The 14,234-nt window shown below is 40.0% G+C and carries 9 protein-coding genes; 7 read left to right on the top strand and 2 right to left on the bottom strand.

Annotated features, from left to right (window positions below; all coding sequences use genetic code 11):
- Positions 1-8: 8 nt before the first annotated feature.
- On the top strand, positions 9-1,280 hold the full coding sequence (locus tag R2S10_RS09345) for a glucose-1-phosphate adenylyltransferase (protein ID WP_316840178.1): 1,272 nt from the start codon (positions 9-11) through the stop codon (positions 1,278-1,280).
- Positions 1,281-1,382: 102 nt separating this feature from the next.
- Here R2S10_RS09345 and R2S10_RS09340 read toward each other — a convergent pair whose 3' ends face one another.
- Together R2S10_RS09340 and R2S10_RS09335 are read right to left on the bottom strand one after the other, a co-directional pair.
- Positions 1,383-2,744, bottom strand: coding sequence for a sensor histidine kinase (locus R2S10_RS09340; protein WP_316840177.1), 1,362 nt, complete (start codon positions 2,742-2,744; stop codon positions 1,383-1,385).
- Positions 2,741-4,111 carry a sigma-54 dependent transcriptional regulator gene (locus R2S10_RS09335; RefSeq protein WP_316840176.1) on the bottom strand — a complete coding sequence of 457 codons (1,371 nt, stop codon included), beginning with the start codon at positions 4,109-4,111 and terminating at the stop codon, positions 2,741-2,743. Before R2S10_RS09335 ends, R2S10_RS09340 begins: the two co-directional genes overlap by 4 nt.
- Positions 4,112-4,351: 240 nt before the next feature.
- On the opposite strand from R2S10_RS09335, the gene R2S10_RS09330 reads away from it, so the two are divergent.
- Genes R2S10_RS09330 through R2S10_RS09305 form a run of 6 tightly spaced genes read left to right on the top strand, consistent with a single transcriptional unit; the run spans position 4,352 to position 14,213 of the window.
- Positions 4,352-5,596, top strand: a complete 1,245-nt coding sequence (locus R2S10_RS09330; RefSeq protein ID WP_316840175.1) for an efflux RND transporter periplasmic adaptor subunit — start codon at positions 4,352-4,354, stop codon at positions 5,594-5,596.
- A gap of 17 nt (positions 5,597-5,613) precedes the next feature.
- A complete protein-coding gene (locus tag R2S10_RS09325; protein ID WP_316840174.1) occupies positions 5,614-6,312 on the top strand; it encodes an ABC transporter ATP-binding protein in 699 nt (232 codons plus the stop codon).
- Positions 6,313-6,330: 18 nt separating this feature from the next.
- On the top strand, positions 6,331-8,694 hold the full coding sequence (locus R2S10_RS09320; RefSeq protein WP_316840173.1) for an ABC transporter permease: 2,364 nt from the start codon (positions 6,331-6,333) through the stop codon (positions 8,692-8,694).
- A gap of 3 nt (positions 8,695-8,697) precedes the next feature.
- Positions 8,698-11,088 carry an ABC transporter permease gene (locus R2S10_RS09315; protein ID WP_316840172.1) on the top strand — a complete coding sequence of 797 codons (2,391 nt, stop codon included), beginning with the start codon at positions 8,698-8,700 and terminating at the stop codon, positions 11,086-11,088.
- 14 nt (positions 11,089-11,102) lie between these two features.
- Positions 11,103-13,496 (top strand): ABC transporter permease, encoded by a 2,394-nt coding sequence (locus R2S10_RS09310; RefSeq protein ID WP_316840171.1) that lies wholly within the window; start codon positions 11,103-11,105, stop codon positions 13,494-13,496.
- Between the two features lie 27 nt (positions 13,497-13,523).
- Entirely contained in the window at positions 13,524-14,213 is a 690-nt protein-coding gene (locus R2S10_RS09305) for an ABC transporter ATP-binding protein (protein WP_316840170.1), read from the top strand.
- The last annotated feature ends 21 nt before the right edge of the window (positions 14,214-14,234 follow it).

The raw sequence follows: 14,234 nt of genomic DNA, 5'->3' as shown, positions 1-14,234 counted from the left end.
GAATATTTATGACTGATAAAGTATTAGGCGTCATCCTCGGTGGTGGCCAGGGATCAAGGCTTTCCCCACTAACACAAACGCGATCCAAGCCTGCTGTTCCTATTGCGGGAAAATACAGATTGGTCGATATTCCTATTTCTAACTGTTTAAATTCAGGCATTCACCGAATGTTTGTACTCACGCAGTTTAATTCTGCATCGCTGAATAAGCACATTAAGAACACCTATCATTTCAGCCATTTTAGCGCTGCTTTTGTAGACATTCTGGCGGCCGAACAAACTCCTGATAATCCGACCTGGTTTCAGGGAACTGCCGATGCCGTTAGACAAGTGATGCACCATTTGCTGAACCATGAATTTGAATATGTACTCATCTTATCAGGTGACCAGTTGTATCAAATGGATTTCAATAAAATGGTGAATGCTCATATTGAAAGTGGAGTGCAAATTACTTTGGCGACGATTCCGGTAACAGCCAAAGAAGCGCCAGACTTTGGGATTTTGAAAGCCAATTCGGACAATATCATCACCTCATTTATTGAAAAACCAGCAGCAGAACTTTTGGACGAATGGACTTCTGATACTGGAGAAGAAATGCGTGCAGAAGGACGTGAACACCTGGCTTCTATGGGTATTTATATCTTTAACAGAGACCTATTGATAAAGATTTTCGCAGAGAATGCAGATGAAAAGGACTTTGGGAAAGAAATCATTCCGCGATTATTAACATCGAATCATGTGTTGAGCTATCAGTATGAAGGGTATTGGACTGATATCGGAAATATATCTTCTTTCTTTGAAGCAAATCTTGGCCTCACAGATGACCTGCCTAAATTCAATCTTTTTGATAGTAAGCATAGCATTTTTACCCGTGCAAGGATGCTGCCTCCCTCCAAGATATTGGGTACCACATTAGATAAAACCATTATTGCCGAAGGTTGTATTTTACATGCCAAATGTATCAAGCATTCTGTGATTGGTATTCGTGCCAGAATAGGTAAAGGCACCACGATAGACAGCTGTTATATTATGGGCAGTGATAAGTATCAGGTATTGGAAGATTTGGAAATGGACCTGGAGAATAAAAAGCCATGGATCGGAATCGGCGACAATTGTACCATTACCAATGCGATTCTGGATAAGAATTGTAGAATTGGTAATGATGTTCAGATTATCGGTGGGGCACACCTCCCAGATAGCGATCATTCCTTGTATACTGTTAAAGATGGTATTGTAGTGGTTAAAAAAGGAGCTGTGATTCCTGATGGTACCGTAATTTAAAATCATCAGTAAAAACACATTGACTTAATATAAAATGAAAAAGCTTTGTCAGGATAAATTGTCCTTACAAAGCTTTTTTTATGGAACTCGAAACACGGAGTTTTATTGATATCGGAAGATTAAAGAGAAGACGGTCTTTTCGAAAGGAATAGAGTTCACCTCCAGACTTCCATGGTGCATTTTCATTATATTTCTAGTGATGGTGAGACCGATACCAGAACCGTTCTTTCTAGTGGTAAAGAAAGGGACAAAGATCTTTTCAATTAATTCGCTATCAATTCCTTTTCCGTTGTCACTTACTTCCAGGTAAAGCTTATTCTGGTCTAAGCGGTAATTGATTTCTATGACCGGATGTTCCACTCCATCCAGTGCATATATACTATTCGTAACCAGGTTGATCAATGCCTGCTCCACTAATTTTAAATCTATTTGAATGGTGATCTTGGAAGAAGTTTGCTCTACTTTAAGCATGATGTTTCTGCCGTTGGCAAATGGCTGCATCAATACTTTTATGTGTTGTAAGATTTCCCCGATGGTATGGTACTCCAAATCTGGAGTGGGTAACTCTGCAATCAGACGATAATCCTTTACAAAGTCTAACAGGCCTTCAGATCTTCTTTTGATTGTTTTTATAGCTGGTTTTAAATCCTCTAGGTCTTCATGGTTCAAGGATTCTTTATCAGCGATCATGCTGTTTACAGTATCAGATAATGAACTGATCGGGGTAATAGAATTCAGGATTTCATGAGAAATCACACCGATCAAGCGGTTCCATGCTTCCGATTCCTTTTGCTCAATCTCGTCTTTGATATTCTGGAAAGAAATGATGGTGTAATCTGTCAGGTAAAGGTTCAAAGGGATTACTTCTGTGGAAAGCTGGATCAGTTTATCCTGGATTTTTAATTCCATAAAGCGTTTTCCTCCCTTACCGATATTCTCAATTTCTTTAGCAAACTGCGGACTGTGCTGCGCCAATCGATGCCAGTATTTATAGGAGGGAATACCTAGTAAGCTAGTCGCAGCCTGGTTGAAGAACACAATTTCTGCCTGTCTGGCATCCTGCTCATTGTCTTTGACCACAATCACACCTACCGGCACTTGTTCTAATATGGTTTTGATCAGCTGAAACATGGAATCTTTTTCCAGTTGCATATCTTTTTGCGTCTGGATGATGTCGTTGAACGATTCGTAAAGCTCCGGGAAACTTCCTTTTGTGGCTTTATTTCTGAAGTTTAAAGTGCTGTCACGGGTTTTTACGGCAAGGATAAAGCGTTTGATGTCTTCCCTGATTTGGTTGATATAGAAATACAGGTTCATTACCGCAGTGATCAAAAGAATAGTCAGACCGGAAATCGTAAACCAAAGTTCTGTGTTTTTTATCAAATGAAACAACAGAATAGCCATTACATTGATTAAAACCAATCGGTAGAGCAGGCGGAAGGTAAATCGGTTATAAAAGGTCATAGGTCAAACTTTTCTATGCGTCGATAAAGTGCGGCACGGGTGAGGCCCAATTCCAGTGCAGCTCTGGAGATATTTCCCTTATGTTTATCGATCGCTTTTTGAACCATCAATTTCTCCATTTCCTCTAATCCCATTTCAGGCTGGATCTGGGTACTGCCACCAAATTTCTGCGGACTCAGCTGTAAATCATGTGTAGAAATCTCCATTCCATCCGCCATAATTACTGCACGCTCAACCACGTGTTGTAACTCCCGTACATTTCCCGGCCAGTGATAGCCGAGTAACATGCTTTCTGCTTTTGGCTCAAATTTGTACAGGTTTTTATGGTATTTAGTGCTGAAACTATGTAGGAAATGATTTGCCAACAGCGTGATGTCTTCGCCACGTTGCGCCAATCCGGGTAATAACAATTCCACGGTATTGATGCGGAAGAGTAAATCCTGTCGGAAAGTCCCCTTGGCCACCATTTCATTTAAAGGCATATTGGTGGCGGTAATCAACCTTACATTTACCTTTCTTTCTTTACTTTCTCCAAGCCTGGTAACCGTTCTGTTTTGTAGTACGCTCAATAGTTTTGCTTGCAATGGCTGAGACAAATTCCCGATCTCATCAAGAAATATCGTTCCCCCTTCGGCAAGCTCAAATCTGCCGGGCTTATCTTCTTTTGCATCTGTAAAAGCACCTTTTGCATAGCCAAATAGCTCACTTTCAAAAAGATTCTCATTCAGAGAGCCAAGGTCAACGTGCATGAAGATCGCGTTTTTCCTTAACGAATGCTTATGAAGTTCGTAGGCAAATACCTGTTTCCCCGTTCCATTTTCGCCCAAAATCAGCACGTTGGCATCAGTTGGTGCAACCTTTATTAAGGTGTTTTGTAAATGTTTGATCGGTGCAGAATTTCCTACGATATGTTCAAATTGCCTGGCCTGGTCTTTTTGCAAAGAAGAGTGAATTTTTTCCAGTTTCTTTACTTTCTTATTAGACTGTCTTAATCTTGAAGCAGAAGAAAGTGTAGCAAACAGTTTTTCATTTTCCCATGGTTTAAGGATGAAATCTGTCGCGCCTTTCTTGATGGCCTGTACGGCTAACTCCACATTTCCATAAGCAGTCATCAGGATCACCACATAATCTTTATCTATGGATAAGATATGCTCGAGCCAGTATAACCCTTCACGGCCATCACTAGCACCTTTTTGATAGTTCATATCCAGTAAAATCAAGTCTACTTCATTATGACTCAGCAATACATTGATTTCTTTTGGTGATTTACAGGTGATCACCTGACTGAAATGTTGCTTTAGAAACAATCGGGCACTTAGTAAGATGTCGTCATCATCATCAATTACTAAAACATTGGCATCTATCATTATGGTATGAATTTAAGCTTTTCTATATTCTCTGGCCCGCCATGGGAATCTATAGATTCCTTTCCTACCTCATTACGAACAAAAATAAAAGAAACTGTTCGATGCTGTACAGCTACTGTCCGATTATGAACGCTTTTTAATACTAGTTTGACTTAATTGCCTGATAATTAGTGTGATAAAAGTGTTTAATGGGATTGGCACAGCCTTGGCTTATGGCTCAGCAATAAGCGCAATACAAAAATGGATAAGATCATACAGAAAAAACGATTCAATAAAAAAACGATACTAACTATTGTAGGGGCAGTTGTTTTGGTAAGCCTGGTAGCTTACGGATATAGCTTGTCGCTAAACAAGGTGTACAAAGCGGATGCAGAAAAGCTAACGATCAACCAGGTGTCTTTCGGTGATTTCGAAGATGTGGTTTTATTGAATGCCAGTGTGGTTCCTTTGACCTCTGTAATTGTGAGTTCGCCAGAAGGTGGAACTGTTGCAGAGATCTATACAGAAAATGGAGCATCGGTTGTAAAAGGAACTCCTTTGTTGAGAATCGCCAATCCAAATGCTTTATCGAATTATACCGCCAGCGAAACCAGCATCACTGAACAGATCAATCAATTGAGAAAGCTGAGATTAGATCTGGAGCAAAACCAACGTGTAATGGGGCAGGATATGATGGATATTGAAAACAGTTTGAGAACTGCAACCCGTAAATACAAAATAGATAGCGCCTTATTCAAGAAGAGTGTGATCACAAGAGAAGAATTCAATACCTCTAGTCAGGATTATGAATATTTTCAGGGCAGAAGAGGGATTTTAAGACAAGCCATCAAACAGGAAAATCAGGGTAGGGTGATGCAATTGAAACAAATTGATATCTCTATTGGCAGAATGAATGAAAGTCTGGAGACCATCCGACAAAATATAGAAAATATGACTATTAAGGCACCTGTGGCTGGTCGTCTCTCCTCTTACGATCCGGTCATAGGTAAGTCTTATAGTCCTAATGAAATGCTGGGTAAAATTGATGTGTTGCAAGGGTATAAACTTCAAGCCAGTGTAGACGAATATTATGTGAACAGGGTGAAAGAAGGACAAACTGCTAATGTAGAATTCAATGGAAATACTTATAAATTGCTGGTCAGAAAAGTAATTCCTGAAGTTACTGCCGGGCAGTTTCAGGTGGAACTGGTCTTTGATGGCAAATCACCGGAAGACTTAAGAAGAGGTTTGTCGATGCAAGTGAAATTAACGCTATCTGATAATAGTAAGTCGCTCCTGATTGCACAGGGACAGTTTTTCCAAAGCACCGGCGGTACCTGGGTATTCGTTTTAAAAGACGGTAAAGCCAGCAAGAGAAATGTGAAAATCGGTCGTAAAAACCATAAATACTATGAAGTATTGGAAGGATTACAAAAAGGTGAAGAGGTGATTACTTCTTCATACGACCAGTTCAATCAGTACGATATTGTAGAAGTAAGTAAATAACCTGAAAAAATATAGCCATGATAAAAATTGAAAACCTGGAGAAAGTCTATAAAACTGAAGAAATTGAAACCACTGCTTTAAATGGAATCAACCTACATGTTAAAGAAGGAGAATTTGTATCCATTATGGGACCATCAGGATGTGGTAAATCTACCCTCTTAAATGTGATGGGTTTATTGGATAAACCTGAAAGTGGAAGCTACAAATTCATAGATACAGAATTGTTGAAACTAAACGATAAAGAGCGCTCTAATTTCAGGAAACGCAACATGGGTTTTGTGTTTCAGAACTTTAACCTGATTGATGAACTGACCGTTTTCGAAAACATTGAACTGCCATTAATTTATAACAAAGTAGCAGCAGCAGAGCGCAAGCGCTTGGTTAATGAGATCATCGAAAGGATGAATATTGTAAACAGGAGTGGGCACTTTCCGCAGCAACTTTCCGGTGGACAACAACAAAGAGTAGCAGTTGCCAGAGCTTTAGTTACCAAACCTAAATTGGTGCTTGCCGATGAGCCTACTGGTAACCTGGACAGTTCTCATGGTAATGAAGTGATGGAATTGTTATGCGAGCTAAATGAAACAGGAACCACCATTGTGATGGTAACTCACTCCTCACATGATGCCAGTTTCTCTAACCGCATCATCAATTTAAAAGATGGACATGTGATCTCTGAGAAGATTAACAAGACCCGTACAGAAGAATTAATTTAACACAATAGCTCCAGGAAGATGTTCAAACTAAACCTTAAAATCGCAATACGAAACCTTTGGAAAAACAAAGCTTATACCCTGATCAATGTAGGTGGCCTTGCCATTGGTCTGGCCAGTTGTATGCTGTTGTTGTTGTATGTAGCTTACGAATGGAGTTACGATAAATATACTGAAGGTAACGATCGTACTTATGTGGTGTATAGCCATGTAAAGAACGCCGATGATCTGGTGAGTTATGCCTGGACCTCTGCAATTATGGCACCGTACCTGACCAGCACAATGCCAGAAGTCGCTTATGCTTCCCATTCTACTTACCCTCAGGAACTTTTGATTACCAATCTGGATAAATCTTTCAAGAAGCCCGGTGTATTTGCTGATCCCGCCTTCCTTAAAATCTTTCCTTATAAAATGATTAAAGGAAATAAAGATCAGGTATTGAAATCTCCGAATGGGATCATTCTTACCGAAAAGTTCGCTAAGATTCTGTTTGGGAACGAAGATCCAATCCATAAAACAGTTAAACTAAGTGGTAAAGAGTTACTAACTGTAGAAGGAGTTATGGAAGATGTACCACATAACAGCAGTATTCAGTTTGATTACCTGGTATCATGGGGAATGTATGAGCAAACAAATCCTTGGGTTAAAAGAGCAGGTTGGGGAAATGGTCACTGCTTAACGGTACTTCAATTGCGGGACAATAGTTCTTTTGAAAAGATTAATGCATTGTTCAGTGGTATTTTCAAAAGAAATCAGAAAGGCAATGATAATACTGGTTCCATACACCCGATTTCAAAATGGCATTTATATGATCAATTTGAAAATGGGAAATCTGTTGGTGGTAAGATAGATACGCTTAAGATTTTCTTTATCCTCGCTTTTTGTATTTTATTGATTGCCTGTATCAATTTCATGAACCTTTCTACTGCAAGATCAGAAAAGAGAGCAAAAGAAGTTGGCGTGAGAAAGGCTATTGGTGCCGCAAGAAAATCACTGATTGGACAGTTTATGCTGGAGTCTATGTTACTTGCTTTTTTTGCGATGATCGTCGCTTTTATCCTCATCGAAATTAGCCTTCCTTATTTTAATGGATTGTTAAATACAACGCTGACTATCAATTATATCGATTGGAAATTCTGGTCTGTATTGCTGGGACTAACGCTGTTTACCGGTTTTATTGCCGGCAGTTATCCAGCATTTTATCTATCTTCTTTTGAACCGATAAAAGTATTAAAGGGGTTCAGCAGGGTGGGAGGCGCCTCCTTATCTATAAGAAAAGTATTGGTGGTCTTCCAGTTTGTCTTTGCTTCCAGTCTGATCATTTGTACCGCAGTAATTTATCAACAGCTTACTTTTATCAAAAACAAACCTATTGGCTATGATAAAAATGGATTGGTAGAAATTCCTATTGAAGGTGTATTGGGAGAGGCCTCAAAAGTAATCTTGCTTCGCGATAAATTGCTGAAATCAGGTGCAGTAAGTCATGTGAGTACTTTTAGTCGAAGCCTGAGTCAGGGTGGTAACAATACGATCGATGTGAGTTGGCCAACGAAAAACCCAGAGGAAAAAATCATGTTCAATATCAGGTATGCTTATTATGATTTTGCCGCTACACTTGGTTCAGATTTACTGATGGGCAGAGATTTTTCGCCCCGTTTCAATGATTCTACGAATGTAGTGATCAATGAGGCTGCGGTTAAAGCGATGGGGCTCACAAAACCGATTGGGTCGTTGATTAATTTTGGTGATGATCAATTGACAGTAATTGGTGTAATGAAAGACTTTGTAATGGACAATCCTTACCAAAGTGCCGCACCTATGCTGATCAGGAATGAGCAGGTTGGGGATGGAGTGATGGCCATGCGTTTAAATCCTGCGCAAAATATCAGTTCTTCTATGGAGGAAATGAGAGCCATCATAAAGGAGATCAATCCTGATTATCCAGCTGAAATTACTTTTCTGAGCGACAGTATGGAAGCGAAGTTCAATAATGAAAAACAACTGGGTACCCTGGCCAATTGGTTTGGTGGTTTCGCCGTCTTTATTTCTTGTCTTGGACTATTGGGACTGACGCTATTCATGGCCGAACAACGCAAAAAAGAAATCAGTATCAGAAAAGTATTGGGGGCAAATACGCTTCATATCCTCACTTTGCTCAACAAAGACTTTATTAAACTGGTCATCATTGCCAATTTAATTGCCTTTCCTATCGCTTACATTGTCATAAATAAATGGCTTTCTAAATATGAATTCCGGGTGGGTATTTCCTTAATTCCCTTTGCCATTGCCATTGTTTTATCCCTGCTGATCGCCTTGTTTACAGTCTCCATACAATCGATGAAGGTGGCGAAAGCAAATCCTGTTGATGCCCTTAAATACGAATAAACTATGTTCAGACTCAATCTAAAAATCGCCTTTCGTAACCTTTGGAAAAATAAGGTTTATACTGCCATAAACATAGGCGGATTGGCAATTGCATTGGCTGCTTTTATTTTAGTCGCCATTTATGTGCGCTTTGAAACCAGCTTTGACCATAATATTCCTAACTATAAACAGATCTATCAGGTAGGAAGAATATTACCTGACAGAAAAACGACTTATACTTCTTTATCCATGGCTAAAGCGATGAAGGAAGCCATTCCGGAGATTGAAAGTGTGGGTAGAAGCAGGAAAACTGATTTTGAATTTGCATTCAGTACTCCTGATGGCCGTGTATATGGAAAAAATGTGCTTTCTATAGATTATAGCTTAGCTAAAATGTTTCATATTGAACCAGAAGGAGGGCTGATTAAGCCAATAGGAGATGCCCTTAATGTGTATATGCCGAAAGAATTTATTTCGACCATGTTCCCAAAGAAAACACCTGCGTTCCCTGCGAGGGTGAGCATTGGCCCATTAAATGCAGCCCAATCTGGTGATGTTACAGGAATCATCAACCACAACTCTGCACATTCAAATCTGACTTTTGATGCTTTAATCATTACTGCGGATGTTGGGAAAGATCAGGATCCTACTGCCTATAATTATGCTACTTATATTGCGGTTAAACAAGGTACTGATCTTGATCTGCTACAGAAAAAGGTGGATGCTGTTTTCAAAGAAGAAATGAAAAAAGAGAAGTTGGCAGCCAATCTTGAAAGCGGGACTGCCGATGTCAAGGCTACTGATAAATCTGGTATCTTTTTAGATCCTTTGGATAACCTACATTTAAGACCTGTTGCCGGGAACAATACCAATTATAAAATTGTGATGGCATTGTCGGTACTTACCATATTGGTTATGGTGATAGCCTGCATCAATTTCACCAACCTAACGATTGCGCAAACAAATAAGAGAGCGAAAGAAGTAGGCGTGAAAAAGGTGTTGGGGGCTTATCGCATCAATTTGATGTTCCAGTTTCTGATGGAAATATTTATGCAGTGTCTGCTGGCATTGGTTATCGCGATGGTGCTTGCCGAATTGTTTTTGCCATTATTTAATGATGTCTTTAGTGTTTCATTTTCAATATGGAAAGACAACTATGAGCTGGCCTGGCAACTCCCATTGGTATTGTTGATCATTACCTTAATTTCCGGTATTTATCCTGCATTAATCTTGTCAGGGTTTAAACCGGTATCGGTATTAAAGGGGAATCTTCAAACGAGCTATAAGACGTTATGGTTGAGAAATGCGCTATTGGTGACTCAGTTTGCTATTGCCATTATTTTCATGACCGGATTACTGATTGTGAGTAGTCAGCTGAAATATATGCGCACAGAAGATACTGGTTTCAAATCCGGACAGGTGGTCTACATCAAAAGTATGGTCTGGTTTGATCGAAACTATTTTGAAAATATGAAAGCCCGGGTCATGGAAATCCCCGGTGTTAATTCTTTTACAGTGGCTTCCGACGTTCCTGATGGTTCCCGTCCAGGAAGAGTTAGTTACACTATGGAGGGTAAGGAATTGGGAATGGACATTATTCATGTAGATTTCGACTATTTTGAAACCCTTGGATTGAAACTCAAAGACGGTCGGTTTTTCTCGAAAACTTATCCTGCAGATGCAGAAAATGGAATTGTGTTAAACGAAGCTGCGGTGGCGGCCTATGGTCTTACACATCCCGTAGGAAAGACGATTCGTGGTTGTGATATGGATTATCGCATTGTCGGGGTCATCCAGAATGCCAAAATGCAAGGCTTTGAATCGGCGGTGGAACCCACAGTTTATACGGTTAAAAGTGAATGTGCTAACGGTAAAATGAAGTTGATGGTCAATATTGATGCTGACCGTATGGCAGGAGTTTTGGCGGCGTTAAAATCAGGCTGGAAGGATATGAATAAAATGGACAGCGACGACTTCAGATATGAATTTGTAGATGAATTGTACGGGCGGTTGTTTAAGAAACAAGAGCAGTTACAGGCCGTTTTTTATGGTGCTGCGATGCTCACGATTTTCATCGCTACACTCGGTCTTTTCGCATTTTCAGCCTTTACTGTGAGTGCCAGGATGAAAGAGATTTCGATCAGAAAGGTATTGGGAGCTACGGATTTTAGTATCCTCAGTTTGCTGAATACTTTCTTTGTTCGGATTGTGTTGGTAGCTAACCTCATCGGTTGGCCTATTGCTTATATCGCCGCACAAAGATGGCTGGAAACTTTCGCCTTTAGAATTGATATGCCAGTGTTGCCATTTATTGTGGTCGGTTTGATCAGCATCCTGCTGACCTTACTTACGGTTAGTTTTCAGTCAAGAAAAGCAGTGAAAGCCAACCCTGTTGACGCTTTAAAATACGAATAATAAAAATCTCAGTTATGTTTAGACTTAACCTTAAAATCGCCCTGCGCAACCTTTGGAAGTACAAAGGCTATACTGCAATTAATGTGGTTGGATTGGCAATAGGATTGGCAAGTTGTCTTTTGATCTTTCTTTTTTTAAGATTTCAGACCAGTTTCGACAATAGTTATGCTCAACAAGACCGGATTTTTAGGGTGGTTTCATCCTGGACCTATCCTGATGGAGAATTCTATTCGAATGGCGTCCCTGTTCCTTTGGCACCAGCTTTACGAAATGACTTTTCACAATTAGATAAGGTAGCTGCAGTGCGCAGTACCAATGGGGTGATTTTTGTAAAAGGAATTCCAGGAAATATGGATGTCAAACGAAAAGAACAGGTCTTTTACGTGGAACCACAATTCTTTGATATCTTCAATATTGAATGGTTGAGCGGGCAACCCGCTACTGCTTTATCTGCTCCAGGAATGATGGCAATGTCTGAAAAGACGGCGACAAAATATTTCGGTTCCTGGCAAAATGCCATTGGAAAAAGTGTCAGCTTCAATAAAAAGATCGATTATAAGATCACTGGAGTTTATAAAGATTTTCCTCAAAATAGCGATTTCCCTTTTCAGCTGGTGGCATCCTATGCATCCTATGCAGACAAAGATTCAAAAGCCTGGGGACATGTCACGAACCGATCAGAGTGTTTTGTGTTATTAAAATCCGGCCTAAAGCCACATGATCTCGAGCAACCTCTGCAAAAGTTCATGGATAAATATTATACAGGGAATGGGCCTGGAAAGGAACACCATATTTTTCAACCCATGACTGAAGTTCACCACGATGAGCGTTTTGGAAATTTTAGATTTTCTACCATTTCTTATAAAGAATTAGCTGGTTTAGGGGTGATTGGTGTTTTTCTATTGATCACAGCCTGTATCAATTTTATTAACCTGGCTACTGCACAGGCAATCAGCAGATCTAAAGAAGTTGGTGTACGGAAAGTAATGGGCAGCAGACGCAGTCAGTTGGTTTGGCAGTTTCTAAGTGAGACTACTTTGATCACCGTTATTGCCTTGTTATTGGCTTGCATAATGACAGAACTGGCCATTCCGGGGATGGAAGGTTTGATGGATAACCAGGTTTCTTTTCATCTTTTCTCAGAGCCCGCCATATTTATTTTTATGCTGCTATTGGTGGTGCTGGTGAGCTTTCTTGCTGGTCTTTATCCGGCTTTTGTGATTTCTGGATTTAGTCCGGCATTGGCCATTAAAAATAAGATCAGCGCAGCAAATGCAGGAGGGTTAGGATTAAGGAAAACATTGGTGGTGCTACAATTTGCCATCACTGCGATATTGATCATCGCCACATTGGTGGTGGTCAGACAAATGGAGTTTGTGAGGACAAAATCTTTGGGTTTTGATCATCAGTCTGTTGCGGTGGTTGATGTGCCCTCTGATAGCTTAAACCTGGCTAAGTTGAATGGTTTTAGAGAAAGAATAATGCAAATACCCGGGATTAAGGAGAGTAGCTATTTCAGTGCAGCACCATTGTCGAATGGTAACAATGAAATCAATTTTTCTTTTGATCATCGTGGGAAAGATGAAGAGTTTCAATTGAATGTCAAGGACGCAGATGAACATTACCTGAAAACCTTCAACCTGACACTACTGGCCGGACGCGGCTTGTCAAAAAGTGATACGATCAAGGAGTTTATGGTCAATGAAAAATTATTGAAAATGTTAAACGTGCTGCGCCCGGAGGATGCAATAGGAAAAAGATTATCTGTTTATGGGATTGAGGCACCTATTGTTGGGGTCATAAAAGATTTCAATAACAAGTCGCTCAAAGAAGCAATTTCTCCAGTAGCCATTTTCAGCAACTTCGATAAATATAATGCGCTTGCCTTAAAAGTTGATCCTGCAGAGTTGAATAAGACCATGCGCGAGGTAGAACAATTGTGGAATGCCACATTTCCTGATCGGGTATATGATGTAGAATTTATGGACCATAGCATAGAAAACTTTTACCGCACAGAAAAGGTGATGGGGGTACTTTTTAAAGTTTTTGCCGGGGTAATCATTTTCATCTCCTTTATTGGTTTGTTTGGATTGGTTTCATTCATTGCTACCCAAAAAACCAGAGAAATAGCCATCCGAAAAGTATTGGGCGCCTCTACGATGGAACTGGTAAAAATGTTAAACCGTTCTTTTTTGTATATGGTACTCATCGCAAATCTGGTAGCCTGGCCACTGGCATATATTCTAGCCTCTAAATGGTTGGATGGATTTGCCTACAGAACGGCGCTGAGCGTATGGCCTTTTATTCTGGCAATGCTGCTTTCAGTACTGATTACCCTGATTACTGTAACCTTACGATCACTAAAAGCAGCGCGGACAAATCCAATAGACGCGTTAAAATATGAATAACAAGAAATTTAAAACCAAAAGAATATCATGATCACACTTAAAAATATAGAGAAGTACTACGCAAATAAAGGAGTTAAAAGTTACATCCTTCGTCATGTGAGTACAGAGATCAAACAAGGAGAGTTTGTTTCCATAATGGGGCCCTCCGGTGCAGGGAAGTCCACTTTACTCAATATCCTGGGGATGTTGGAAGAGCCTACTTATGGGGAATACGAGTTCATGGGGGAAGATGTACTTTCTCTCAATGAGCGAAAACGAATTGAACTTTACAGAAACCATATCGGCTTTGTATTTCAGGCGTATCATTTGATTGATGAGATGACCGTAGCAGAAAATATTGAAGCCCCATTGTTGTACAAAAAGGTTAGTGGAGCAGAGCGTAAAAGTAGGGTAGCTGATGTATTGGATCGTTTCAATATGGTGGCTAAAAAAGACTTATTTCCGAACCAGCTTTCAGGAGGTCAGCAACAATTGGTGGGAATTGCGAGAGCCTTAGTGGCACAGCCTTCAATTATTTTGGCAGATGAACCTACCGGAAATCTACAGTCCGCACAAGCACTTCAAATTATGGATCTGTTTAAGAAACTAAATGAAGAAGAGGGGATTACGATTATTCAGGTCACACATTCGGAAGTTAATGCGGCATATGGTAGTCGGATTCTGCATCTCTTAGATGGGGTAATTAAAGAAGATATTGCAGTTGAGCAAGGTGTTTAACCATTGTCAAATTCCCTTACT

The sequence above is a fragment of the Pedobacter gandavensis genome (assembly GCF_032678745.1).
Taxonomy (GTDB): domain Bacteria; phylum Bacteroidota; class Bacteroidia; order Sphingobacteriales; family Sphingobacteriaceae; genus Pedobacter; species Pedobacter gandavensis_C.
Note: the sequence above shows the minus strand (reverse complement) of the source record. Positions and strands in the feature narration are given on the sequence as shown.